At 38.4% G+C, this 25180-nt stretch carries 23 protein-coding genes; 3 read left to right on the top strand and 20 right to left on the bottom strand.

Features of this window, described 5'->3' with window-relative positions; all coding sequences use genetic code 11:
- Nucleotides 1–173 precede the first annotated feature (173 nt).
- Together AEA09_RS06795 and AEA09_RS06790 are read left to right on the top strand one after the other, a co-directional pair.
- Entirely contained in the window at nucleotides 174–815 is a 642-nt protein-coding gene (locus AEA09_RS06795) for a Bax inhibitor-1/YccA family protein (RefSeq protein WP_053583117.1), read from the top strand.
- A gap of 139 nt (nucleotides 816–954) precedes the next feature.
- Nucleotides 955–1464 carry a ferritin gene (locus AEA09_RS06790; RefSeq protein ID WP_053583116.1) on the top strand — a complete coding sequence of 170 codons (510 nt, stop codon included), beginning with the start codon at nucleotides 955–957 and terminating at the stop codon, nucleotides 1462–1464.
- 52 nt (nucleotides 1465–1516) lie between these two features.
- Here the strand turns inward: AEA09_RS06790 and AEA09_RS06785 are convergent, their stop codons facing one another.
- Both AEA09_RS06785 and AEA09_RS06780 read right to left on the bottom strand, forming a co-directional pair.
- Nucleotides 1517–2830: a DUF4179 domain-containing protein gene (locus tag AEA09_RS06785; RefSeq protein WP_053583115.1), complete on the bottom strand. Its 1314-nt coding sequence runs from the start codon at nucleotides 2828–2830 to the stop codon at nucleotides 1517–1519.
- A complete protein-coding gene (locus AEA09_RS06780; protein WP_053583114.1) occupies nucleotides 2831–3340 on the bottom strand; it encodes a sigma-70 family RNA polymerase sigma factor in 510 nt (169 codons plus the stop codon). It abuts the gene before it with no gap.
- A gap of 128 nt (nucleotides 3341–3468) precedes the next feature.
- On the opposite strand from AEA09_RS06780, the gene AEA09_RS06775 reads away from it, so the two are divergent.
- Complete coding sequence (locus tag AEA09_RS06775; protein ID WP_053583113.1) at nucleotides 3469–4152, top strand: DNA alkylation repair protein; 684 nt, start codon at nucleotides 3469–3471, stop codon at nucleotides 4150–4152.
- A gap of 255 nt (nucleotides 4153–4407) precedes the next feature.
- Here AEA09_RS06775 and AEA09_RS19850 read toward each other — a convergent pair whose 3' ends face one another.
- From AEA09_RS19850 to ilvD, 18 genes are all read right to left on the bottom strand, one after another.
- The gene (locus AEA09_RS19850; RefSeq protein ID WP_156312069.1) at nucleotides 4408–4545 is read right to left on the bottom strand and encodes a hypothetical protein; all 138 of its coding nucleotides are present in this window, start codon (nucleotides 4543–4545) and stop codon (nucleotides 4408–4410) included.
- Nucleotides 4546–4873: 328 nt separating this feature from the next.
- On the bottom strand, nucleotides 4874–5491 hold the full coding sequence (locus tag AEA09_RS06770) for an NUDIX hydrolase (protein WP_053583112.1): 618 nt from the start codon (nucleotides 5489–5491) through the stop codon (nucleotides 4874–4876).
- Nucleotides 5488–6135, bottom strand: a complete 648-nt coding sequence (locus tag AEA09_RS06765; protein WP_053583111.1) for an HAD family hydrolase — start codon at nucleotides 6133–6135, stop codon at nucleotides 5488–5490. Before AEA09_RS06765 ends, AEA09_RS06770 begins: the two co-directional genes overlap by 4 nt.
- A gap of 437 nt (nucleotides 6136–6572) precedes the next feature.
- A complete protein-coding gene (locus AEA09_RS06760) occupies nucleotides 6573–8429 on the bottom strand; it encodes a dynamin family protein (RefSeq protein ID WP_053583110.1) in 1857 nt (618 codons plus the stop codon).
- A gap of 251 nt (nucleotides 8430–8680) precedes the next feature.
- Entirely contained in the window at nucleotides 8681–9601 is a 921-nt protein-coding gene (rbsB, locus tag AEA09_RS06755; RefSeq protein WP_053583109.1) for a ribose ABC transporter substrate-binding protein RbsB, read from the bottom strand.
- A 15-nt stretch (nucleotides 9602–9616) separates the two neighbouring features.
- A complete protein-coding gene (gene rbsC, locus AEA09_RS06750) occupies nucleotides 9617–10558 on the bottom strand; it encodes a ribose ABC transporter permease (RefSeq protein WP_053583108.1) in 942 nt (313 codons plus the stop codon).
- On the bottom strand, nucleotides 10545–12041 hold the full coding sequence (locus tag AEA09_RS06745) for a sugar ABC transporter ATP-binding protein (protein WP_053583107.1): 1497 nt from the start codon (nucleotides 12039–12041) through the stop codon (nucleotides 10545–10547). Before AEA09_RS06745 ends, rbsC begins: the two co-directional genes overlap by 14 nt.
- A 17-nt stretch (nucleotides 12042–12058) precedes the next feature.
- A complete protein-coding gene (gene rbsD, locus AEA09_RS06740) occupies nucleotides 12059–12448 on the bottom strand; it encodes a D-ribose pyranase (protein ID WP_053583106.1) in 390 nt (129 codons plus the stop codon).
- Nucleotides 12445–13326, bottom strand: coding sequence for a ribokinase (rbsK, locus tag AEA09_RS06735; RefSeq protein WP_053583105.1), 882 nt, complete (start codon nucleotides 13324–13326; stop codon nucleotides 12445–12447). The genes rbsD and rbsK overlap by 4 nt, the downstream gene beginning before the upstream one ends.
- 4 nt (nucleotides 13327–13330) lie before the next feature.
- On the bottom strand, nucleotides 13331–14308 hold the full coding sequence (locus tag AEA09_RS06730) for a LacI family DNA-binding transcriptional regulator (RefSeq protein WP_053583104.1): 978 nt from the start codon (nucleotides 14306–14308) through the stop codon (nucleotides 13331–13333).
- Between the two features lie 313 nt (nucleotides 14309–14621).
- A complete protein-coding gene (gene leuD / locus AEA09_RS06725) occupies nucleotides 14622–15212 on the bottom strand; it encodes a 3-isopropylmalate dehydratase small subunit (RefSeq protein ID WP_053583103.1) in 591 nt (196 codons plus the stop codon).
- Nucleotides 15213–15245: 33 nt separating this feature from the next.
- Nucleotides 15246–16655 (bottom strand): 3-isopropylmalate dehydratase large subunit, encoded by a 1410-nt coding sequence (leuC, locus tag AEA09_RS06720; protein WP_053583102.1) that lies wholly within the window; start codon nucleotides 16653–16655, stop codon nucleotides 15246–15248.
- Nucleotides 16656–16671: 16 nt separating this feature from the next.
- On the bottom strand, nucleotides 16672–17772 hold the full coding sequence (leuB, locus tag AEA09_RS06715) for a 3-isopropylmalate dehydrogenase (RefSeq protein WP_053583101.1): 1101 nt from the start codon (nucleotides 17770–17772) through the stop codon (nucleotides 16672–16674).
- 270 nt (nucleotides 17773–18042) lie between these two features.
- Complete coding sequence (locus AEA09_RS06710; RefSeq protein ID WP_053583100.1) at nucleotides 18043–19584, bottom strand: 2-isopropylmalate synthase; 1542 nt, start codon at nucleotides 19582–19584, stop codon at nucleotides 18043–18045.
- A complete protein-coding gene (ilvC, locus tag AEA09_RS06705) occupies nucleotides 19571–20605 on the bottom strand; it encodes a ketol-acid reductoisomerase (protein ID WP_053583099.1) in 1035 nt (344 codons plus the stop codon). Before ilvC ends, AEA09_RS06710 begins: the two co-directional genes overlap by 14 nt.
- A 105-nt stretch (nucleotides 20606–20710) precedes the next feature.
- Nucleotides 20711–21226: an acetolactate synthase small subunit gene (ilvN, locus tag AEA09_RS06700; RefSeq protein ID WP_053583098.1), complete on the bottom strand. Its 516-nt coding sequence runs from the start codon at nucleotides 21224–21226 to the stop codon at nucleotides 20711–20713.
- On the bottom strand, nucleotides 21223–22986 hold the full coding sequence (gene ilvB, locus AEA09_RS06695) for a biosynthetic-type acetolactate synthase large subunit (protein WP_053583097.1): 1764 nt from the start codon (nucleotides 22984–22986) through the stop codon (nucleotides 21223–21225). Before ilvB ends, ilvN begins: the two co-directional genes overlap by 4 nt.
- A gap of 417 nt (nucleotides 22987–23403) precedes the next feature.
- Complete coding sequence (gene ilvD, locus AEA09_RS06690) at nucleotides 23404–25074, bottom strand: dihydroxy-acid dehydratase (protein WP_053583096.1); 1671 nt, start codon at nucleotides 25072–25074, stop codon at nucleotides 23404–23406.
- Nucleotides 25075–25180 lie beyond the last annotated feature (106 nt).

The raw sequence follows: 25180 nt of genomic DNA, 5'->3' as shown, positions 1-25180 counted from the left end.
AACTCCCCTTTCGTATGTTAATTACTATACGAAATAATACTTAAAGAGTTTCACTACTCTGTCGTTTATCACAGTAAACTACAATAATCAGCAAGAAAATACAATTAATCTAGAATCTTTTTACACTCTTATTCGTATACATACTAGGAAGATAATTCACAAGAGAAAGGATTATGCAAATGGCACTTACCAGACGCAATCGAAACCTAAATAGGATTTTAAAACATTTTGCCTTCATGTGGGTATTAACTGTGGTCGGTATGTTTATTGCAACACTGTTACCCCCTTCAATTGTTATGCCATTATCAATTGTTTGTCTAGTACTCCTCATCATTACCTGCTTTGTACGAAGTGTAAAGCTTGCCAATTCCATCATGTACACGATTCCATTTTTAATGGGCATTTTATTATTTTGGATCACGCAATTTTTCATTTGGGAACTAGGGAAAGAGTTAGTTTTACTCGTATTTGGAGCAACTGTTGTTACTTTCATTATACTGGCGCTCATTGGAACGTTAATGAGTGCGGACATATCTAATTGGGGAAGCTATTTATTTACAGTGCTAATTGTTGTCATTGTATTCTCACTTATTTTTACGTTCGTACCCGTAAGCAATATGTTTGCACTCATTTTAGCCGCTATTACCGTTCTACTTTTCAGTGTCTACACCGTGTATGACTTTAACCAAATTCGTCATAATTACGTATCAGATGAGCAGGTTGTTAGAATGGCGTTAAATCTTTATTTAGATTTCATTAATCTATTTACCAATCTATTAGAAGTTATTTGGCGGTTGAAAAATGAATTCACTTAACTTCTCTAACTGAGAAACAATATCAACCTTTTTTGCAATATTTCCTATGAAAAACAGATTTTTTTGTACCACTCCCTCTATTCGCTGTATACTAAAAGAGTAAGTATACGGTATTTATTGTAAAGGGAGGAATACTTTTATGTTATCTGAAAAACTACATGCAGCATTAAACGATCAAATGAATTTCGAGTTTTACTCTGCACATGCTTATCTGGCAATGGCAGCGCATTGCACAGCCGAAGCATATGACGGGTTTGCCAACTTCTTTTTAGTACAGGCTGAAGAAGAGCGTTTCCATGCGATGAAATTTTATAATTTTCTAAGCGACATGGGCTATCGTGCAACAGTTCAAGGCTTTGACAACCCAGGAAATGACTTCGATTCTATTTTAAATACTTTCAAAACAGCACTTTCCCATGAAAAAGAAGTGACGCGCCGTATTTATAATTTATCAGACATCGCGTTAGATGAACGTGAACATGCGACAATGGCCTTTTTAAAATGGTTCATCGATGAGCAAGTGGAAGAAGAAGCCACTTTCGATACATTAATTCACAAAATTGAACGCATCGAAAACGATTCCAATGCAATCTTTATGTTAGATGAACAGCTTGCAAGCCGTTCATTCACTCCTGAATCTGGAGCGTAAAAAATATGACAAGGGCTATCTCAGCATTCACGTTTGAGATAGCCCTTGCTTTTTATTTTAGAGGGATATTAATCGTTTGGATTCCATCTAAAAAGTTTTCATAATGTGAAAAATAAATGCGGACAGGATTCTCGACATCATTAAACTTATAACTAGTTGTCTCCTCGATTTCCCACTCTTCCGGCCCATGTGAACTATTAGTCATTTGGGAATAAACCGTTTGGCCATTAGCATCAATCGCTGTTCCCATCATACCAATCATTTTATTTTTATACGCTGTTGGCGATATTACTGTAAGAAACCCATTTTTCAGTTGTACCTTTAAACCAGGTAACAATGGTTGATATAAAACTCTATTTTTCACAAAATCAACTTCAATAAAGTCCTCTCCCTTTGGCAAGGCTTTCACCTCGCCTACCTGTAATGAGAGCTTTTTCGGCTCTCTAAAATAATTACTTTGCATAAAATAAGTAGCTTCACCATCCATCAAATTCCCTGTTGCTGTTAGGCCATTCGTAATCGTGCTCCATTCTTCGCTATTTTCATCAAGTAAGCGTAAATCATCAAAGCCTAAAATACGCATGTCGTTATCAGGATCAATAGCTATCACAATACCTGTGCGCAGTGGCGAAATTGAAATGGATTTAACAGTAATGTTTTGTCCCTCAAAGCTCATTCCTTCATTGATTTCATAGTTTTTGGTCTTCGCAATTGGTTTCTTCAATGTAAATGGAATCGTAAATTCTGTCTTATTTGCATCTGCCAATTGAATGTGAAATTCAAACTGTGCATCCTGATAATCTATAGGATTCTCGCCAGCAGTAATTTCAATTTTCTCTTCAATTAATTTCGTTTCTTTTTCACGATACCAGCTATACCCTATCCCAACCTCTAATGCTTCTCCATTACGGCGCAGATCCACGTTCTTCGTATCTAACTTCTGTAAATTAAACGGTGCAGATAATGTATACGATAAAATCATTCCCGATTCATCAGCAATTACGCCGTGCAATGTAAATGTTAAACCGTTCTTCGATTGCGTCGTCCCGATTTCTTCGTAATAGTCATTATCGATAATATCTGATACCCCTTTATCGTACGTAATCATATGGACAAGTGGAGCAAAGCCGGGAATTTTAGAAACAGCACTTGCGAATGCGGGGGATACACGAATTGATGTCACAAATACGAGCACAAGTAGTGCCGCAACCACCACACTTTTCCAAGCACGCCTACGTATACGTTTTTCTTGTTGATGACGAAGCAAGCTTTCAGTGCGTGTTGCTGCTAGTCGTTCCTGTGGCACATCGATACTGGCTAACTCCCTTACTAAAGCTTCATAATCCTTATCCTCTAACGGCTTCATCTACAGCTCCCCCTTCTCCGTAAAATATAGTTTGAGTTTCTTTAAGGCCGTATGCAATCTCGATTTCACTGTACCTTCAGGAATATTTTGCAGCGAGGCAATATCTTGATTTTTATAATCTTGAAAGTACTTTAGGAAAATGAGTTCTTGCTGCTCCTTTGTTAGCTTTGCAATAGCATCAGTTATTTCAAAGCGAGTATGATTTGGTGCCTCGCCACTAATTTCTATATCTTTCTGCAAGTCAAAGCGACGATTTTTTTCGCGCATATCATGACAAATATTAAGTAAAATCCGGACAAGCCATGTGCCAAAATAGGCTGGTTCCTTTAGGGTATGTATCTTTTTCAAGCTTCTATATGTCGCCTCCTGCACCGCTTCAATTGCATCATGCTCATTTTTCATATAGGCATAGGCCATGCGATACATCGTCTGTTCATATTGCCTAAGTAACTGCATAAACGCTGATTCGTCCCCAGCTATCGCGCGTTTTACAATTGCCTGTTCATCCATCGCCCTCACTCCTCTCTACTCATTAGACAGTGCTACCTATTAAATAGTTCAATCTTTTTTCGTTATCTTGTCGTTTTATTTTCAAATCTCCCTTTTCAAAGTACAATACAAAAGAAGGAGTGTTTTTTATGAATATTCGTGAACAATTATTCGCCCTACAAGATAGTAAATACCAACAATTTTCGTCAGCTTTAATCCCCAACATTGATGCTAAAACAATCATTGGTGTTCGTGTTCCATTGCTACGACAAATAGCAAAAGAAATCGCTAAAACTGAACCACTTACCTACTTACAAACGGCTCAGGGTACATATTTTGAGGAATTATTGCTGCAAGGTATGGTTATTGGCTATATGAAAGTGTCACCACAAGAAAAGCTACCACTGATTGCGCAGTTTATCCCGAAAATCGATAACTGGTCGGTTTGTGATAGCTTTTGCTCAGGGCTTAAATTTACGAAATCCAATCAAGCACTTGTTTGGGATTTCCTTCAGCCTTACTTTAAATCAAAAGAAGCGTACGACATTCGCTTTGCTGTTGTAATGCTACTAAATTATTATGTCGATGAGCGGTATATTCAAGAAACATTACGACTACTCGACGGGGTTTCCCACGAGGACTACTACGTAAAAATGGCTGTTGCCTGGGCCGTGTCCATTTGCTATATTAAAATGCCGAAAGAGACAATGCCCTATTTGCAAAATAACAACCTTGATTTATTTACGTACAATAAAGCACTGCAAAAAATTACTGAATCATTACGCATCGATGCAGACACGAAAAAAATGATTCGAGCAATGCGACGAAAATAAATTGTTTGAACAACTTTTCCAACAGTTACAATATTTTCGCTGAGATTATTTTAAGTGGCTTACATTTATGTCGGTTAAAAATTGTATATTTTTCTTCAAATTACTAATTTGACATACAACTTATTTATAATTAAGTCGTATGTCAAATACATCATTTTCTGTCATTTTACAAAATATGTATTTTATCTTATGTACTACTTCGCGGTCGCTTTCCCTGGGCTGAGCGCTTATCCCACCGGTTTATGTACCTCACCACTATTCTTTAACTTTTATCAATTCATCTAATCGCGCTAAAATTTCTTCATTTTGTTTTTTTAACTCGTTATTCTGATTCCTTATTACATGCCCATCAAACAACAAAACAATTGCGACTAGCATTAAAAATATTCCCACCTATACTCCACCTCGTTTTCTATTCATTTGTTTGATGCTAAAATATTCGTATCCAGCTTGACACATTCAATCTCCTTTTATCAATATAAAGCGGGTTATTTCAACATTTCCTCTTTTATATTAAGGCTGTTTTCTCAATGATTGTTGCTCTTACTGTCTTGTGAAAAAACAGCTTCGATTTTACATTTTACGGAATAAATACTGCTTTAATTTGAGTATTTCGTGAATCGAATATTCAACAAAAGCGTTTGTTAGTTTAACAAGAATATCTACAAAAACAGCGTTTTTTTTGGATTAATGCAATTTCAAATAAAATAACCCTTTAATTTTAATCAAATAAGGTTTCCTTTTCTGGGGTCCGCAAAAATTCAAAAAGAGTATTAATTTGTGACTTGGTATTTCTATTAGTAGAAAGCTGTGGTAAATTGTGTTCCGAAAAAAATTGAATGTTATTCGTTTCAATACCTATAGTAGCTTCCCCTCCAATAATCTCACACAAAATAAATATCTTATAGTAATGATATGGTTCTGGAGGATGTGTGTGTTTATTTTTATCCAATAAAGCAATTAATCTGATTGGGATTACATCATAACCAGATTCCTCTTTAATTTCCTTTACTACATTCTCTGAAGGGGATAATCCAATATCACAAAACCCACCCGGTAAAGCCCATTTATCATCACTATTTTCTTTTACCATTAAAATTTGTTGGTTTTTAAAAACTACGCCACGAACATCGACTTTAGGAGTTTGGTAACCAGTCTCATTTGTAAATAAGTCCTTAATTTTGTTCATTTCAAGTTCTGTGTACTCCGACATAATCTCCACACTAATCTTACGTAATTCCTCGTAACGCTCGATATCATAGATATCTTTAGAAAAGGTTAATCCTGCCTGAGATATTGATTGAATTCTTTTTGCCCACTCCAACCATTGATTACTCATAAGCCTCCCCCTTTACAGAAACTTTTAAATTCCATTACACTTTTTATGATTGAATCAGGTTGTTCCATAAATGCAGATGTTTGATATTCGGGTAACCATTGTACGCCAATTGTAAAGACATTAGCTTTTACACCGGCAACTATATCAGCATCACTATCTCCAACATAAATCACCTCAGAATTTTCTACATCTAAAAGAGATATTGCTTTTAATAAGCCCTCAGGATCAGGTTTAGGTTTTATAACATCATCACCAGTTATTATGACATCAAACAATCCTTCCATATCTAATGCTTTTAGAGAGATATCTAAGCTTCTTTTTGCCTTTCCCGTAAAAATCCCTATTTTTATTTCTGCTTCTTTCAAGGACATTAATAATTCAAAAATGTCAGGATTGACTTCTACCAAACTTTTATGTGATTCTGAATATTTAGTATAGAAATATTCAATTGCATCTTCCTTATTAGGATTTGAAAGGTTATTTATAATAATACCTGTTTCAGAAGGACCAAACATTTCTTTAATTTCATTTGAAGTAAGATCCTTTTTATCAAATTCTTTAAATACATTTTGAAAAGCATAAAAACAAATCGGTAAAGTATTTGCCAATGTTCCATCAAAATCAAACACTATAGCTTTCATAATTAGCTCCCTTTAGTTAGTATAAAGACCTTAATCTTCACGCTTACATTAATAATCAAAATAATTACCTTCTCCGTTTCTTAAACAATTCTACATTTTTCTATTTAACCCTTCTTCTTCAACTATCCTGCTCCGTTAGCTCAATAAGAAAAGCTGCCATTGATTTCGGCAGCCGGGTCTTAAACTCTTGCCCCTGTTTGTATTATAAGTTCAGCCAGAGAAATCTGGTTGACTATTTTTTATTCAATTTATAGATTGTTAGTAGCCTGGGTAGAACGGATCTGCGTCTGGGACTCGAACCCGTCAACTAATATGTACACCATCTACTTGTTAACATATGATTAGGCTGGTTAGTTGAATAGCAATAATCTTTTAGAAAATAGCCTATATAAAAGAGGTTATCTCATCATTCGTTGAGACAACCTCTTCAGTATTATTTATTATTCGCTTCCGTATTGAACAACAAGTTTTTTCGGAATTTCTGGAATATCATTAGATTTAATATCTAGTTCTGTTAACGCTAGTGCATGTAGCGGATATTTTTCTTCAAAATCAAATGGAATCGCCTTACTTTCTATTTGATTTTTCATATGGCTACGTGCCAACAGACCGTTGTATGATAAATCAATTGCACAAATACTATTGATTGTTTCTTTTAACATCACACGGTCTTTATCGCGTAATGGCAAGTTTTCATCCATTAAAAACGGTTCAATTGCATCGTTTAAATAGCCCTGTGCTTCGATTAAACAAGTAAATTCATTCAGTTTTGAAGCATACGATTTTAATTGAAGCTTTTCTTTAGCTCGTTGATCATTTAGCTCTTGTACTTTTTGTTCCACTTGAGATAAACGATTTTTCGTTAAATTCATTAAATAATTTTGTGTTTCAGAAATGTTTTCCAATAGTACCATCTCATCTACACGTACTTTTTCAAATAATGCAACACAATTCTCTTGCTGATCATTCAGCTTATCAACGCGCTCTTTGAAAAATTCATTTTGTGTGTGATGACCGAAAATGGCTTTAATAAGTCCTTTTCCATGAATTTTTTTATGTTGTACGTCAAGTCGATCATATTCACGAATATATTCACTATGCATGCTTCGATATTCTCGTAGCATTTGCTGATAGGAAATTGCTTTTTCAGAAAAGGCATTAACAATAGGATCCTGTAAAAAATCATATTGTTCAATTGTTTGTAAAAGCTGATAAAGCGTATGCACATTCGTAAAAATTTCTGTTACTTGCTTATACTCATGCTCATACTCCCCAACAATGGCTAAATCTCGTTGATAACGAGAAAACTCATATTGCGAATCACCCGTATATTTTTCAATATTTTCTACAGCAGATTTAAATGGATCACGCTGTGGAATAACTGTTAATTCAAAGCGGAACCGCTCTAACCATTGTAAAAAGCGGATTAAAATTGCAGATGTCTTCTTATCACTTTTCGTTGCTACACGGTTAATTTGTTCGATGAGCTCAGAATATTGACTTTGCTGCCAAAGTGCCTCATTTTCCGTATATTGGGCTTCCAATGCATTTTTCGCAGAAACCGTTACGAAATCACTCACTAAGTGACCAATTCGTCCCTTTTCGGTTGCGATAAAAGCTTCTGGTTCCGTATTTTTCATATCGATAGCATTGACAACACAAAGTGGCTCTTTCCCGTTATTTTTCAACACTTCCATTAACTTAATTTCTGCATCAATCGCCATTGAGCCACTACGTAACACCCAAAAAATTTCGTCGACACGATTAATAAGTGATTCAGAGAAATATGCCTTATCCCCATTACCTGCTTCTAGAGAAACAGAGTCAATAATCGTCACTGATTTTAGTAAATCATGTTTCACATATACTTCTAAATAATCTAAATGTTCACGTAAAATTTGAGAAGCAAATGTATCACCAGTTGTTAGTAACTCAAGCTTACTAATATCAAAAACAGCGATTACGCCGTCTAAAAAATAGGCTTTAATTTTCTCCCGCTCACCATATCGCAAAAAAGTATTAACACCTGTTGGATTACTGTCATTTACAGACAAAAGCGTACGACCTAACAAACCATTTACAAGCGTCGTCTTCCCCACTCGTTCCTTTCCAATAATTAACACCATTGTCTGGTTGTTGGCATCTTGAATAATCCGATCTAAATGCTTAGACGTATCTTTTACATATGTATTTTGTATTATAATGCCGTGCAATTTACGCAAATTGTCGACTAGCTGTGGCAGCACATTATTAGTAGTAGCTACACTTCCAACCAGCTTCTCTTCTAAATTCGTCATACCCAATCCCCCCTCGTATAACTATACTTCTATTATAGATGAGATTCCCCTTTTCCTTACATATAGTATTTACAATATACAACAAAAAAGGACAATTTGCTTATTCGAGATTGTCACAATTAGGATATCTTTCATAATAATTTATTCCGTTTTGTATTTTTATACTAAACACCCGACAATAATGTAATTTTTACCATAAAAATCATAAAAACCTCTCCTTCAATTGAAAGAGAGGTTCATCTATTACCAAATTACTTTTTAATTAGTTCAAGCTCTACTGGAATGCTTGCATCTACAGCTTCATCTTTTAAATATTGGATAGCTGTTTCAATCGCTTTTGAACCGATTTCTTCTGGCTTTTGTGCAACTGTTGCTGCCATAGTACCAGCTTTTACTGCTGCTTGTGCATCATCCGTTGCATCGAAGCCTATCACTTTAATATCTTTACCAGTTGCTGCGATTGCTTCTAATGCACCTAAAGCCATTTCATCGTTATGTGCAAATACACCAACAACATTAGGATTTGCTTGTAAAATATTCTCCATAACTGTTAAGCCTTCTGCTCGGTTGAAGTTTGCTGTTTGTTTTGCGACAACTTTTAATTGCCCTTCGATCGCTTTGTTAAAACCTTCACCACGATCACGCGCAGCAGATGAACCTGGGACACCTTCAAGTTCTACTATTTTTGCGCCTTTACCCACAAGTTCAGTTAAATATTCACCAGCTAATACGCCACCTGCAACATTATTAGATGCAATGTGAGACACAACTTCTCCACCTTCAGAAGTACGATCCACCGTAATAACAGGAATACCAGCTGCATTTGCCGCTTCAACTGCTGATGCTACTGCCGCTGAATCAACTGGGTTGATTAACAGTAAATCTACACCTTGTTGAATTAAATCTTCTACGTCACTAGCTTGTTTCGATGCGTTATCTTGTGCATCTGCTACTGATAACTTTGCACCAAGCTCATCTGCTTTTGTTTGTGCACCTTCGCTTAATGTGACGAAGAACGGGTTATTTAATGTTGAAATTGATAAACCAATTGTAAGGCTATCTTTTGATTTAGCTTTGTCGCCATCTTTTGACGAGCTTCCATTTTCTAATGAACAAGCTGCTAACACAAAAACAAGCGCGAACGCAGCGAATAATAAGTGTAACTTCTTCATGTGTTTACCTCTTTCTTAAACTGTTTTTTTACGGTCGATTAATACCGCAATTAATATTACAGCACCCTTCACAACTTGTTGGAAGAATGAAGATACCCCGATTAAATTCAGTCCATTATTTAGGACACCAATAATGAGCGCACCCACTAACGTACCGAAAATCCAACCGCGCCCACCTGTGAGGCTTGTCCCACCAAGTACGACAGCTGCAATGGCATCAAGTTCATAAGATGTCCCAGCTGTTGGCTGAGCAGAATTTAAGCGTGAAGTTAAAATTAATGCGGATAGTGCCGCTAATGTTCCTGTTAATGAATACACAGCAATTTTTACACGATCTACACTAATACCCGATAAACGAGACGCATCCTCATTGCCACCAACTGCATACACACGACGACCAAATGTTGTTTTGTGTAAGATGAAATATAAAACACCAAAGGCAAGTGCTGTTGTCACAACAGGCACTGGAATGCCAAAGAAATAACCCTTCCCAAGCATTTGGAACGAAATTGAATCACCTAAACCAGAAATAGGGCGTCCTTCTGTATAGACAAGAGTTAGCCCACGATAAATAGTCATTGTTGCTAATGTTGCAATAAACGGTGCCACTTTCCCTTTGGCGATAATGATCCCGTTAATTGCACCTAGAATTGTTCCTAGGATCAACGCAACAAACATTGTTAAAATTGGGTCCATGCCGCTTGCAAGCATACTTGCTGCAACTGCCCCTGTTAGTGCTAATGTTGAGCCGACCGATAAATCAATACCACCCGTTAAAATAATAAATGTCATACCAAAAGCAATAAGTGCACTAATGGATACTTGACGTAGTACGTTCAAAATATTGGAAGCTGTCGCAAAGCTCGGGTTTAAAATCGTTACAATAATAACAATTAGTAACAGTCCTAATAGTGGACCAAGCTTGGATAGCAACGCTTTGGAATTAGATTTGAACACCTTTTTCCCCTCCTGTTGCATAATGCATGATAGTTTCTTGTGTTAGTTCATCTTGTTGTAAAATAGCTGTTTGTTTACCTTCATGCATAACGAGTACGCGGTCTGCCATTCCAATTACTTCTGGTAATTCAGATGAAATCATAATAACGGCTACACCTTGTTCAGCAAGCTCATTAATGATTGTATAAATCTCCTTTTTCGCACCGATATCCACGCCGCGAGTCGGTTCATCTAAAATAAGTATTTCAGGCTCTGTACCTAACCATTTGGCGATAACAACCTTTTGCTGATTCCCACCGCTCAGTGATTTTACAGCTAGATTGGCACTTGAAGTACGTATACGTAATTGCTCAATATAGCCTTGGCAAATATCTTCTTCACGCACTTTATTCACAATGCCTGTTTTTGAGATCTTTTCTAAGTTTGTCAGCATCATATTTTCTTTAATAGAAAAATCCAATACTAAGCCTTCTGATTTTCGATCTTCCGTAACAAATGCAATTTTGTGGTTCATCGCTTGAATCGGATTGGCTATCGACACTTTTTGACCATCTATGACAATTTCACCTGCAGTTTTTTTACGATAACCGAAAATTGCTTGTGCCACTTCAGTACGGCCAGCACCCATCAAACCTGCAATCCCCAGCACTTCACCCTTACGCACTGAGAAATCAATGTTTTGACATACATGGTCGCAGCTTAAATTTTTCACTTCTAGTTTGACTTCACCAATTTTTACATTACGTTCTGGGAAACGCTCGCCAAGCTCACGTCCTACCATCATTTGCACAATCTCATCGAATGTCGTGTCTTTAATAGTACGTACGCCAACGTATTGCCCATCACGTAAAATTGTAATACGGTCACAAATCGCAAAAATCTCTTCCATTCTGTGAGAAATGTAGACGAATGAAATGCCTTTTGCCTTTAGCTCATGAATCGTAGAAAATAACGTTTCGATTTCACGATCTGTAAGTGCCGCAGTCGGTTCATCCATGATGATGTATTTCGCATCACTCGCAATTGCTTTGGCAATTTCAATAATTTGCTGTTTGCCGACAGATAATTCCCCAGCAAGTTGGCGAACATCTAATTCAAGACCGAGTTTTGCTAAAATTCGTGTTGCTTCTTTATTCATTTCTCGTGTTTTTAAAATACCTGTAGGGCCATATGTTTTTTCATTTCCTAAAAACAAATTTTCTGCCACTGTTAAAGCAGGCAAGATATTTAATTCTTGGTGAATCACTGCAATCCCAAGTGCTTCTGCCTCTTTGGGTGAATGGAAAACAACCGGTTGTCCATCTACTTTTACTTCTCCTGTATCACGCGCATAAATACCTGTTAATATCTTCATTAACGTTGATTTACCAGCGCCATTTTCACCCATCAGTGCGTGAATTTCACCGTCTGCAATTGAAAACTGTACATCTTGCAGTACAACATTTCCACTAAATGCTTTCGATATACCAGACATTTCAATCATGACTACGTACCTTCTTCCTAAAAAATGACACCACTTTGTAAAATCACATTTGCGTAAGGCGTTGTTTCACCTGTACGAATGATGACTTTTGCTATTTTTGTTTGTTGTTTAAATTGTTCGTGCGTAATGTAAGCAATTTGTGGTAAGTTCTCCTGTACTGCTTCATTTACAAGTGGGTTACCATCTTTTATTTCTTCTGCTAAATAGGCTTGCTCAACTTTCAAATCATCCAGTACCGTATTTAAAATCGTTAAAAAGCTTGGCTCGCCTAGTTTATAGGCTAGATCGATGCATGTAACACCATCGGGAATTGGTAACCCGCAGTCAGCAATGACAATTTGATCTGTATGACCTAATTTTGCAAAAATACCTGCTAGCTCACGGTTTAATATCCCTTGTTTTTTCATTCCTCAAAGCCCCCTAAACGGGCATATACCGCATTCAATGTTGGCATACCACCTTGAGCACCAAACTTTTCAACAGATAACGAACCAGCTATATTTGCAAAATACACAGCCTCGTCTAGTGATTGTCCTTCAGCTAATGCATGTGCTAACGCCCCGTTAAATGTATCACCTGCTCCTGTTGTATCGACTGCTTTTGTCATATACCCTGGCACATGAATATGATGCTCTCCGTCAAAGAAACGTGCACCATCACTACCTAGCGTTACAATCAATTTATTAGGATACTGTTCTAATACTTGCTCAAAATCTTCGCCAAATAGTAAAGCACATTCTGTTTCATTTGGCGTAATATACGTGATATCGTCCATCCACTTACTATTAAAGTTCGCTGCTGGTGCTGGATTAAAGAGCACCGGCACATTTGCTTCTTTACACATCTTAAGTGCATATTCAGTCGTTTCAATAGGAATTTCTAGCTGCATAATGACCATTTGGCTGTTACTAATAACATCCTTCACTGCGTCGATATGCGCTGGGCTCATCTCGTAATTTGCACCCGGAACGACAATGATACGATTATCATTTTCATGCACTAAAATATTGGCAATGCCCGTCGGAGCACTTGTCGTTTTAACTGCATCCACGTTAATATTTTCATTGTCCAAAATCGTACGCATCGTTTCTCCGAAGCCATCCTCGCCGACACAGCCTACCATTGTAACCTGACTGCCTAAACGAGCTGCTGCAACCGCTTGATTTGCACCTTTGCCCCCAGGAATTGTCTTGAATAATTCACCATGAACCGTTTCTCCCTGCTGTGGGAAAACATTCATTTGCACTGCTAAGTCCATATTTATACTACCAATGACTGTAATCATAATTTTAGTCCTTTCTCGTCGTGCCACGCACGATCAACTCAGCAGATACTGTGACATTTTTCTCTGTTAAAGAAGTGTCTTCAATCATCTTTATGAGCATTCTCGTTGCATAGGCACCCATCTTATAAATATCTTGTGCAACTGTCGTTAAGCCTGGTGACACCATCTTTCCAAGTTGCACACCATCAAAACCGACAATTTGTAAATCATTTGGTACATGTCTGCCCATCGCCTGTGCCACTTTTAGCGCAGCAATGGCTGACGTATCGCTACTCGCAAAAATACCATCAATATCAGGGTAATCTATTAAAATCTTTTCTGCTATTTTTTCAGAGGCTTCAAAAGAAAACGGGCATTCAACAATATGTGTTTGCACATCTTTATCTGCTGTTGCCTCTATAAATCCTTTGACACGATCATCTGCCAGACCTAAGCCAACAGGACCTCGCATACAAACGATGTTTTTCGCTCCGCATGCTAGTAAGTGTGCCGTACCAATCCTCGCTCCTTCTACGTTATCTGTTGTAACAGTAGGAATCGAAAGATTGATTGTACGGTCAAGCGCTACAATAGGCACTGAAACATCCTCATAATGTGGCGCCTTTAGCAAGTTAGTCGTAACAATAAAGCCTGCGACATATTTTTGCGTCAACATATTTATATATAATTCTTCTTTTTCTGCTTTTTCATCTGAATTACAAAGTACAATCGTATAGCCATAAGAAAGCGCAATATCCTCTACTGCTCTTGCTAGCTCTGGAAAGAATGGGTTCGTTATATCAGGTACAATGAGACCAATTAAATTGGTTCGTTTAGTACTAAGGGAACGGGCCACTTGATTTGGACGATAATTAAGTGACGCAATCGCCGCTTCAATACTTTCCTTAGCAGCCTCACTGACATAGCCTTTTTTATTTAAAAATCGTGAAACCGTTGCCACAGACACACTCGCATGCTTTGCAACATCTTTAATATTCGCCATCGCCATCATCCTTTAGGAGGTATAATACGTTGTGTAATCGGTTACACATTCATACATTTAACATTTCTATATGTATTGAGTATAACGTAAATACCAAATAAGTATAACCTAAATGTGTAATCAGTTACACAAATATAAAATAGTCATCCTAATTTGTCAACAGAAAATGATACACAATAGTACTTTTTTGTCCTGTTTTATAACAAAGAACCAAATTCACTAGTAATTACTCCCACTATTACTAAAATCATTAGTGTTAATACAGAAAACAGCTGATTAGAAAGAACTTCCTAATCAGCTGTTATTATCTAAATTAATAAGCTACACGTTGCGCTTCGTATGCAGCGATTTGCTCTTCATATTTAATCGTCAAGGCGATTTCATCCCAACCATTTAATAACGTTTCTTTGTAATAAGGATCGATGCTAAAGTTATATACTATGCCGTCTTCCCCTGTTACTGTTTGATTTCCAAGGTTTACTTCTACACTGTACGGTGCTTTTAAACCTTTTGCCAAAATTTCATCACACTCTGCTTCAGTTAGTTTAATTGGTAAAATCCCATTTTTATAGCAGTTATTGTGGAAGATATCCGCAAATGATGGTGCAATGACAACGTTAAAGCCGTAGTCTAGAATTGCCCAAGGAGCATGCTCACGTGATGAGCCACAACCGAAGTTATCCTGTGCAACTAAAATTTTCGAGTCTTTAAATTCTGGTTTATTTAACACGAAGTCTTTTACTTCATTGCCATCTGCATCAAATCGCCAGTGATAAAATAAAAACTCTCCGAACCCCGTGCGTTCAATACGTTTTAAAAACTCTTTTGAAATAATTTGGTCTGTATCTACATTTTTACGATCCAGTGGCGTAATGATACTGTTTACGATATTAATTGGTTCCATATTCTTTTCATCCTCCCAATGCGAAGAAATTTCTTACACAGTTTCTTTTACGAATTCACGTACATCAACGAAATGTCCTGCAATAGCTGCAGCTGCTGCCATCGGAGGTGATACTAAGTGTGTACGCGCTCCCGTTCCTTGACGACCTTCAAAGTTACGATTTGATGTCGATGCACAGCGTTCGCCTGCAGGTACAACATCGTCGTTCATCGCTAAACACATAGAACAGCCAGTCTCACGCCACTCAAAGCCAGCATCTGTAAAGATTTTGTCTAAACCTTCTTCTTCCGCTAGTTTTTTCGTTGTGTGAGAACCCGGTACTACGATTGCTGTTACGTTGTCATGGACTTTACGTCCTTGAATAACACTTGCAGCTGCACGTAAATCACTTAAACGCGAGTTTGTACAAGAACCAATAAATACATGTTGAATATCGATTGTAGTCAGTGCTTGCCCTTCTTCTAAGCCCATGTAAGATAGTGCTTTTTGAAGTGCCGATTTGTCTGACTCGTCCTCGTAGTCAGCTTGTGTTGGTACGTTTTTTGATATGCCCGAGCCCATCGATGGGTTTGTGCCCCATGTTACAATTGGTTCGATTTCTTCGGCTTGGATGATACGAACTTCATCGTAAGTAGCATCTTCATCAGAAGCGAGACTTAACCAGTACGCAGTAGCTTCTTCAAACTTCTCGCCTTGCGGTGCATAACGACGGCCACGGATATAATCAACTGTGATTTGGTCAGGTGATACTAAGCCTGCTTTTGCTCCGCCTTCAATAGACATATTACAAATTGTCATTCGTTCTTCCATCGAAAGCTTGTGGATTGCCTCTCCAGTGAATTCCACAATATGCCCTGTTCCAACGCCGATACCGAATTTTGAAATAATCGCTAAAATTATATCTTTCGCAGCAACACCAACAGGAAGTTCACCTTCTACACGAATTTCCATTGTTTTAGGTTTGTTTTGCCATAATGTTTGTGTGGACATAACATGTTCTACTTCTGAAGTACCTATTCCGAATGCAATTGCACCAAATGCACCATGTGTAGATGTATGTGAGTCACCACAAACAATTGTTTTACCTGGCTGAGTTAAACCTAGCTCAGGTCCAATAACGTGCACGATCCCTTGATCCGGGTGTCCCATTCCAGCAAGCTCAACACCGAATTCGACAGCATTTTTGGCTAATGTATCGATTTGATTTTTTGCAATAGGATCATTAATTGTCGGTAGGTTTTTTGTTGGTACGTTATGATCCATCGTTGCAAAACTTAAATCTGGTCGACGTAATTTTCTTCCGTTGATACGTAGACCCTCGAAAGCCTGAGGAGATGTTACTTCATGAATTAAATGAAGATCAATATATAACAGGTCCGGTTTGCCCTCTTCCTGATAAACAACGTGTTTATCCCAAATCTTTTCAATTATATTTTTTCCCATTCTCTTCACCTATTTCTTAAATGTATGTTGTCATAATGCTTTCTGATACAAAGCTTGTATCAATTTCATTAATTACTTTGTCTGTCCATTCATTCGTAGTCATCGTACGTGCACCATCACGAGTAAGGTCAGCAGTAAAGTAGCCATCTTCGAATACAGAATTTACGGCACGTTCAATTTCTGCTGCTTCCTCTTTTAAACCAAATGAATATTGTAGCATCATCGCTACAGAAAGAATTGTTGCAGCTGGATTTGCTACGCCTTGACCTGCTAATTCTGGTGCAGAACCATGGACTGGCTCATAAAGGCCAAAATTATCGCCACGAATTGATGCTGATGGTAATACGCCAAGTGATCCTGTAATAACAGATGCTTCATCACTTAGAATATCGCCGAACATATTTTCCGTTACTACAACATCATAGTGCGATGGATTTGTAATTAATTTCATTGCAACCGAGTCAACTAAATTGTGCTCAACTTGCACATCTGGGTAATCTTTTTTCTTCGCTTCTACAACTTCACGCCATAAGCGACTTGTTTCAAGAACGTTTGCTTTATCTACAGAGCATAATTTGCCTCCACGTAAACGTGCTAATTCAAAAGCATTTTCAACGATACGTTCAATTTCTGCAGTTGAGTAAACTGTTGTATCAATTGCGCCGTTTTCAGTACGCATACGTGGTTCCCCGAAGTATACGCCGCCTGTTAATTCACGCACGATCATTAAATCGACGTTTTCGGCTACTTCACGTTTTAATGGTGAAGCATCTAGTAAACTCGGGAACGCCTTTACTGGACGTAAGTTTGCAAATAAATCAAAGTGCTTACGAATACGTAGTAATCCTTTTTCCGGACGTAATTCAGGTGGGTTATTGTCCCATTTCGGACCACCAACAGCACCTAACAGAATGGCGTCACCGCTAGCACACAATTCAATTGTTTCATCAGGGAGTGGATTGTTGTGCTGATCAATAGCAGCACCTCCGATTGTTGCATAACTTAGATGGAATGTATGGTTGAATCGCTTACCAATTACTTGTAATACACGTACAGCAGATGCGACAACTTCCGGCCCAATTCCATCACCAGGAAGTACTGTGATTTTTTTCTCCATTGTAAAACACCTTTCTTTGTATAGCGCATGCGCCTTTTTTCTTATGAATGAACGTGCGCAAAATACGCGCTGTACTTTTATTCAATTACGCCTCAGCGTAATTGCGCCCAGATTTTAATCGAGCTTGCTCGATTAATTCCTCTAAAAATCTGCCGCTGACGCTTTGCTTTCGCGCAAAAAACATCTGTGGCATCCGCCGGAGGCTTTAACCTAATTCATAGGTTAAAATCTCTCACCTGTAACTAGACAGGTGAGAGCAATCAAATCATGTTACATCGTTAATTGTTGTGCACGAAGGCTTGCTTGAATTAAATGACGGTTGATGGCATTTAAATACGCTTTTGCAGAAGCTTCTAACACATCTTGTGACGAGTTACGACCAGTTGTCGAAACACCATCATAGCTAATATTAATAACAGCTTCACCCAGCGCATCACGGCCTTTGCCAACCGATTTCACACGATAGTCAACGACATTAATGTCCCCTGGCACGAGCTGTTCAAGTGTATTAAATATTGCTTCCACAGAACCTGAGCCCGTTGCTACAACATTCTTCACATGACCCTCTGGTGTTACTACTGTAGCTGTCGCTGTAGGAATATTTTCTGTACCGTATTGAACCTGTACCATTTTCAGTTCAAATAACGGAACATCTTCAATTTGTACTTGTTGCTCTGTAAGAAGCGTCATTAAATCTTCTTCAGTAATTTCTTTTTTGCGGTCTGCAAGCATTTTAAATTCAGCAAATGCTTTATTTAGCTTTTCGTCTGATAAATTAAAGCCCATTGTTTCAGCACGATCACGGAATGCAGCACGCCCAGAGTGCTTACCAAGAACTAAAGGCACAACACCTTCACCAATAAGCGCTGGTGAAATAATTTCATACGTTTCAGGATTTTTCAGCACGCCATCTTGATGAATACCAGATTCATGGGCAAATGCATTTTTCCCAACGATTGCTTTATTCGGTTGAATTACAACATTCGTTAATTTACTTACTAATTGAGACGTACGTTTAATTTCATGTAAGTGAATGCCTGTTTCTACTGGATAAATATCTTTACGAATATGTAGTGCAACAGCTATTTCTTCTAGCGCAACGTTACCCGCACGCTCACCTATACCGTTAATTGTTCCTTCTACTTGCGTAGCACCATTTTCGATTGCAGCGATTGTGTTGGCCGTGGCCATTCCTAAATCATCGTGACAGTGTGCAGAGAATTTAACGTTTTCGGCACCTTTCACATTTTCAAGAAGGAATTTGAATAATGCACCGTATTCCTGTGGTGATGCATAACCAACTGTGTCAGGCACGTTGATCGTTGTTGCACCAGCAGCTACAACTTCATTCATAATACGCACTAAAAATTCACGATCAGAACGGAAGGCATCTTCTGCTGACCATTGCACAAGTGGAAAGAATTTTTTTGCATATTTTACCGCTTCAACCGCTTGCTCAACGACTTGCTCAGGCGATTTTTTCAGCTTATATTCCATATGAATTGGAGAAGTCGCTAAGAAAATATGGATATGTGGTTGTTCCGCTACTTTAATAGCTTCCCATGTTGTATCAATGTCTTTTTGCACACAGCGTGCAAGTCCTGTAACGATTGAATTTTTGACAGTACCAGCAATACGGTTGACTGCTTCAAAATCACCAGGTGAAGAAGCAGGAAATCCTGCTTCAATTATTGCAACACCTAGGCGTTCAAGTTGCTTAGCGATTTCAATCTTTTCAGCTGTATTTAAATTAATACCCGCTGATTGTTCGCCGTCGCGTAATGTTGTATCAAAAATATCAATTTTTCGCACTAACGCTCACTTCTCTCACGACTTTTTCTTTACCATCGTTGATGAATGGCATCATCGCACGTAATTTAGCACCAACTTCTTCGATTTGGTGGTTTGCACCAGCTTCTTTGAATTTCGTGTATTCTGGGCGACCATTTTCGTTTTCAGCGATCCAACGACGAGCAAATGTACCGTCTTGAATGTCTGTTAATACCTCTTTCATACGACCTTTAACTGATGCGTCGATGATACGTGGACCTGCAACATAGTCACCCCACTCAGCTGTATCTGATACTGAATAACGCATTGTAGCCATACCGCCTTCAAACATTAAGTCAACGATTAATTTAAGTTCATGTAATGTTTCGAAGTAAGCAAGTTCTGGTTGGTACCCAGCTTCTACTAATGTTTCGAAACCAATTTTCACTAATTCAGTAGCACCACCGCAAAGTACTGCTTGCTCACCGAATAGGTCAGTTTCAGTTTCTTCTTTAAATGTAGTTTCTAGTAAACCACCGCGAGCTGCACCAATACCTTTACCGTAAGCAAGCGCGATGTCTTTTGCTTGACCAGAAGCATCTTGGTGAATTGCGAATAGTCCTGGAACACCAGCACCTTGTTGGAATTGACGACGAACTAAATGCCCTGGGCCTTTAGGTGCTACTAGGAATACATCGACATCAGCTGGTGGTGTGATTTGACCGAAGTGAATATTGAAACCATGAGCAAACATAAGTACTTTACCTGCTTCTAAATAAGGTGCGATTTCTGCTTCATATACTGCTTTTTGACGCTCATCTGGAAGTAAGATTTGGATTACATCTGCTTCTTTCGCTGCTTCTGCAACTGTTTTTACGTCAAGACCGTCAGCTTTAGCTGCATCGAAAGATCCGCCTGGGCGAACGCCTACTACTACGTCGAAACCTGATTCTTTAAGATTTAGTGCGTGAGCGTGACCTTGTGATCCGTAACCGATAATTGCGATTTTCTTTCCTTTTAGTACGTCCTCATTGATGTTTTGTTCATAATACATTGTAGCCATTGTTAATTTCCTCCTAGTATGTGTGGGTTTATTTTTTGTTCAGCTCCAGACGCTTGCATTCTTACTTTAGAACCTGCGCATGAAACCTTTAATTTTATATGCAAACTATTTTAAAATAGAGAGCTGCGTATTTGCGATTTTTTGCGTTTCACGAACAGAAGCTGTAGCACCCGTACGTGTTAGTTCTTTAATGCCATATGGACGAATTAATTCGATAAAGGCATCAATTTTTTCAGGATTACCAACCACTTGATAAGTCACAACATTTTTCGCTGTGTCGATAATTTGTGGGCGGAACGGTTCAACAATTGAATTCATTTCAAGACGAACATTAGGTGGTGAAATGACCTTTACAAGCGCTAACTCACGAAGCACGATTGATTTATCTGTAATATCATTGACTTTTAATACGTCAATTTGCTTCGATAATTGCTTCACTAGTTGTTCAATTTTGCTTTCATCTTCTACGTTAACGACAAATGTCATTTTCGAGGAGTTCGGCTGCTCTGTAAGACCTACTGTGATGGATTCAATATTGAATTGACGCTTCATAAGTAAGCCCGTTACACGATTTAAGACGCCGCTTTGGTTAATCACTGTTACTGTAATTACTCGTTTCAAATCTTTTTCACCCCAATCATTTCGTGTAAGCCTTTGCCTGGTGCAACCATTGGATATACACATTCTAGTTGTTTAACGCGGCAATCAATTAAAACTGGCTCATCTGAAAGAAGTGCCTCACGGAAAATACTTTCCGCTTCATCAATTGTATTAATACGGTAACCTTTGATACCATATGCATCCGCTAATTTCACAAAATCAGGCTGGATCGGCATTAGTGATGACGAATAACGCTCTTCATAGAATGTTTGTTGCCACTGGCGTACCATTCCAAGACAGCTATTATTTAAAATCACGATTTTTACTGGCAAGTTGAATTCTTTTAGTAGTGAAAGTTCTTGTGCAGTCATTTGGAAGCCTGCGTCACCTACTATTGAAACAACTTTTTTGTCTGGCTTCGCAAATTGGGCCCCAATAGCAGCTGGGAAGCCGAAGCCCATCGTACCAAGTCCACCAGACGTTACCCATCCGTGATCGTTATTTAAGCGGTAGTATTGTGCAGCCCACATTTGGTGCTGACCAACGTCAGTTGTAACAATCGCTTCACCTTCAGTAATTCTATGCACAAGTTCCAATGCCTCTTGCGGTAATACTTCTGTATCGCCTGCTTTTTTTGAATACCATAATGGATATTCTTTTGCATGATCTTGTAGATAAGAAAGCCACTCTTCTGTTTGTGGACCTTCAAAATCTTTTTTCAGTAAAGATTTAAGTGCTTCTTTCGCATCCGCTACGATTGGAATATCTGTCGGTACATTTTTTCCAATTTCCGCTGGATCGATATCAATGTGGATTATAGTCGCATTTGGTGCAAAAGTTGCTAAGTTACCCGTTAAACGGTCATCGAAGCGAGCACCGATATTTAATAATAAATCCGCTTTAGTAATGGCCATGTTTGCAGTTACTGTGCCGTGCATACCTGCCATACCTAGGAATAATTCATGTTCACCATGAATTGAACCAAGACCTAATAACGTGTTTATTACTGGAATACGGTATTTTTCAGCAAAAGTTGTTAACTCCTCACGAGCATCTGCAAATAGTACACCTGCCCCAGCAAGGATTACTGGGTTTTTCGCTAACGAAATTGCTTGGATTGCTTTTTGAATTTGTAAATAGTTCGGTTTGTATGTCGGTTGATAGCCCGGTAAGTAAATTTCTTCTGGTGCTTGTGGCGGGTTCTCAGTATCGAAAAGCATCATTGAAACGTTTTTCGGGAAGTCAACAACAACCGGACCTTTACGACCTGTATTCGCAATATGGAATGCCTCTTGAACGATACGCGGGATGTCATTTACATCTTGCACTTGATAGTTGTGCTTGGTAATTGGTGTTGTAATTCCCATGATATCCGCTTCTTGGAAGGCGTCTGTACCGATTACTGAAGTCGCTACTTGACCAGTGAAAATAACAAGTGGAATTGAGTCAATCATTGCATCAGCTATACCTGTTACTAAGTTCGTCGCCCCAGGACCACTTGTTGCAATTACGACACCCGTTTTATTGGATACACGTGCATACCCTTCTGCAGCGTGAATCGCCCCTTGTTCATGTCTTGTTAAAATATGACGAATTGGATTTTTGTACATCGCATCATAAATTTGAAGTACTGCACCACCCGGGTAACCAAAAATAATATCGACACCTTGATCATGCAGCGCCTGTACTAAAACGTCTGCACCATCTTTAGGTTTATAGGTTTGTTCAGCTTGTGCTACAACTAATTCTTCTTTTTCATTTACCGAAATATTCGCACTCATCAAAATACGCCTCCCTCTTGTTAGTTCAAACAGTAAAATACTATTTTAATATCGTGAAAATAATAAAAAGCCTTTTTCTCCGCACGCAAAGAACAACCTTACGTAGGGATGAAAAAGACTTTTCATGGTACCACCCTTGTTTATAGCAAAAAATTGCTACCTCGCGAATAAATGGAAACATTTATGAACCAATACAATGGTGTATCTAATATGGTGTCATAAATCATTTATTCATTAATAACGAGCACTTCGATTATGCCCGGAGCTATCTAATAGCGATTACGCGTTTAATAGCTCACTCCGAGGGGATGTCGGATCTAGTTGTATCGCCGGCTTCCAGCACGACCGGCTCTCTGGTAGATACAAGGCTCTAGAACCTTTAACCTCATCAACGTTTTATAGTATTCTCTTTTTTTGTTAAATCTTCATTACGCCACCAGTAGAGGCGCTTGTTACTAATTTTGAATATCTTGCTAACCAACCACGTTTGATTTTCGGTTCAAATACTGGTAGGTTCGCACGACGTTCAGCTAAAATTTCATCTGAAACTTCTAAGTTAATCGTACGGTTTGGTAGATCAATAGTAATGATGTCACCATTTTCGACCAAAGCGATTGGACCACCTTCCGCAGCTTCTGGTGATATATGACCAATAGAAATACCGCGAGATGCACCTGAGAAACGTCCGTCAGTAATTAACGCAACTTTTGTTCCTAACCCTCTACCTTGGATAGCAGATGTTGGTGCAAGCATTTCAGGCATCCCCGGGCCACCTTTAGGTCCTTCGTAGCGAATGACGACTACATGGCCCTCTTTAACAATACCGTTATCAATATTTTCTTGCGCAGCTTCTTGTGATTCAAAGACGATTGCTTCTCCTTTAAACACCTTAATAGAAGGATCTACTGCACCTACTTTAATAACAGAGCCGTCTGGGGCGATATTACCGAATAATACCGATAAACCACCGACTGGGCTATATGGGTTTTCTTTTGTACGAATTACTTGATCATTTGTAATATGGTAATCCTTCACAAGTTCAGCCATTGTCAAACCTGTAACAGTCGGACGGTCTGCGTGAATTGCGCCAGGAATTTGTGCTAATTCATTAATGATGGCACTTACGCCACCTGCTTTATTAATATCATCCATTGAATAATCAGAAGCTGGCATGATTTTTGCTAAGTATGGCACGCGTTCTGCTACTTTATTAATCTCTTCCATTTTGTAATCAATTTCTGCTTCATGTGCAATAGCTAATGTATGTAATACCGTATTTGTAGATCCACCCATCGCCATATCTAATGCAAATGCATCGTCAATAGCTTCTTTTGTAATGATATCGCGAGGTTTAACGTCTTCTTCTATCATACGGATTAATTGTTTTGCTGCTTCCTTAATGAGCTGATGACGCTCGTCAGAAGTTGCTAAGATTGTACCGTTACCAGGAAGTGCTACCCCTAACATTTCCATTAGGCAGTTCATCGAATTCGCTGTAAACATCCCTGAACATGAACCACATGTTGGACATGCATTGTTTTCAATATCTAATAATTCTTCAGCAGACATATTTCCTGATTTATGAGCACCGACACCCTCAAAAACAGAAGTTAAAGAAAGTTGTTTCCCCGATGCAGAAGTACCTGCCTCCATCGGACCACCAGATACGAAAATTGATGGTACGTTAGTACGAACTGCAGCCATTAACATCCCTGGTGTGATTTTGTCACAGTTTGGAATGTAGAACACACCGTCAAACCAATGTGCATTAATAACTGTTTCTGCGGAATCAGCGATAATTTCACGGCTTGGTAATGAATAACGCATTCCTATATGCCCCATTGCAATACCGTCATCTACACCGATTGTATTGAATTCGAATGGTATCCCACCCGCTTCGATGATTGCTTCTTTGACAATATCTGCAAATGTACGTAAATGAACGTGACCTGGAATAATGTCGATATAAGAGTTACAAACCCCAATAAACGGTTTGCCTAAATCTTTTGCTTTTACTTTGCCAGTTGCATATAAAAGACTTCGATGTGGCGCACGATCTACGCCTACTTTAATCATGTCACTTCTCATTTTTAAACGCCCCTCATTTATTGCTATCAATTGCTATGTTCGTTTCTATATACAAAATGTTCTGTCTTTTTAGATTTTGTGTATAACCTTGTGCACTTTCATGCAA

It is taken from the genome of Lysinibacillus contaminans, assembly GCF_001278945.1.
GTDB lineage: Bacteria > Bacillota > Bacilli > Bacillales_A > Planococcaceae > Lysinibacillus > Lysinibacillus contaminans.
The sequence above is the reverse complement of the archived record's forward strand: the minus strand, read 5'-3'. Positions and strand labels throughout refer to the sequence as shown.

Excerpts from the sequence above, each read along its gene's own strand:
- ilvB (WP_053583097.1), bottom strand. The coding sequence starts at position 22,986 with ATGAGTGCGAATATTTCGGTAAATGAAAAAGAAGAATTAGTTGTAGCA.
- AEA09_RS06790 (WP_053583116.1), top strand. The coding sequence starts at position 955 with ATGTTATCTGAAAAACTACATGCAGCATTAAACGATCAAATGAATTTC.
- AEA09_RS06775 (WP_053583113.1), top strand. The coding sequence starts at position 3,469 with ATGAATATTCGTGAACAATTATTCGCCCTACAAGATAGTAAATACCAA.
- leuB (WP_053583101.1), bottom strand. The coding sequence starts at position 17,772 with ATGGAGAAAAAAATCACAGTACTTCCTGGTGATGGAATTGGGCCGGAA.
- rbsD (WP_053583106.1), bottom strand. The coding sequence starts at position 12,448 with ATGAAAAAACAAGGGATATTAAACCGTGAGCTAGCAGGTATTTTTGCA.
- AEA09_RS06745 (WP_053583107.1), bottom strand. The coding sequence starts at position 12,041 with ATGATTGAAATGTCTGGTATATCGAAAGCATTTAGTGGAAATGTTGTA.
- AEA09_RS06780 (WP_053583114.1), bottom strand. The coding sequence starts at position 3,340 with ATGGATGAACAGGCAATTGTAAAACGCGCGATAGCTGGGGACGAATCA.
- ilvD (WP_053583096.1), bottom strand. The coding sequence starts at position 25,074 with ATGAGAAGTGACATGATTAAAGTAGGCGTAGATCGTGCGCCACATCGA.
- AEA09_RS06770 (WP_053583112.1), bottom strand. The coding sequence starts at position 5,491 with ATGAGTAATCAATGGTTGGAGTGGGCAAAAAGAATTCAATCAATATCT.
- rbsB (WP_053583109.1), bottom strand. The coding sequence starts at position 9,601 with ATGAAGAAGTTACACTTATTATTCGCTGCGTTCGCGCTTGTTTTTGTG.
- leuD (WP_053583103.1), bottom strand. The coding sequence starts at position 15,212 with ATGGAACCAATTAATATCGTAAACAGTATCATTACGCCACTGGATCGT.
- AEA09_RS06795 (WP_053583117.1), top strand. The coding sequence starts at position 174 with ATGCAAATGGCACTTACCAGACGCAATCGAAACCTAAATAGGATTTTA.
- rbsK (WP_053583105.1), bottom strand. The coding sequence starts at position 13,326 with ATGATTACAGTCATTGGTAGTATAAATATGGACTTAGCAGTGCAAATG.
- leuC (WP_053583102.1), bottom strand. The coding sequence starts at position 16,655 with ATGGGAAAAAATATAATTGAAAAGATTTGGGATAAACACGTTGTTTAT.
- AEA09_RS06785 (WP_053583115.1), bottom strand. The coding sequence starts at position 2,830 with ATGAAGCCGTTAGAGGATAAGGATTATGAAGCTTTAGTAAGGGAGTTA.
- AEA09_RS06760 (WP_053583110.1), bottom strand. The coding sequence starts at position 8,429 with ATGACGAATTTAGAAGAGAAGCTGGTTGGAAGTGTAGCTACTACTAAT.
- ilvC (WP_053583099.1), bottom strand. The coding sequence starts at position 20,605 with ATGGCTACAATGTATTATGAACAAAACATCAATGAGGACGTACTAAAA.
- AEA09_RS06730 (WP_053583104.1), bottom strand. The coding sequence starts at position 14,308 with ATGGCGAATATTAAAGATGTTGCAAAGCATGCGAGTGTGTCTGTGGCA.